We start from the raw sequence: 265 nt of genomic DNA, 5'->3' as shown, positions 1-265 counted from the left end.
CGTGGACTACCAGGGTATCTAATCCTGTTTGCTCCCCACGCTTTCGTACCTGAGCGTCAGTCTTTGTCCAGGGGGCCGCCTTCGCCACCGGTATTCCTTCAGATCTCTACGCATTTCACCGCTACACGTGGAATTCCACCTTCCTCTGCCACACTCCAGCATCGTAGTTTCGAGCGCAATTCCCAAGTTAAGCCCGGGGCTTTCACACTCGACTTGCGACGCCGCCTGCGCACACTTTACGCCCAGTAATTCCGATTAACGCTCG

1 rRNA gene is annotated in these 265 nt (G+C 55.8%); it reads right to left on the bottom strand.

Annotated features, from left to right (window positions below):
• Positions 1 to 265: ribosomal RNA gene (locus NY07_RS18830) — 16S ribosomal RNA — on the bottom strand; the annotation flags it as partial.

This window comes from Shewanella sp. ECSMB14101 (genome assembly GCF_000773485.1).
In the GTDB taxonomy this organism is placed as follows: Bacteria; Pseudomonadota; Gammaproteobacteria; order Enterobacterales; family Shewanellaceae; genus Shewanella; species Shewanella marisflavi.
Note: the sequence above shows the minus strand (reverse complement) of the source record. Positions and strands in the feature narration are given on the sequence as shown.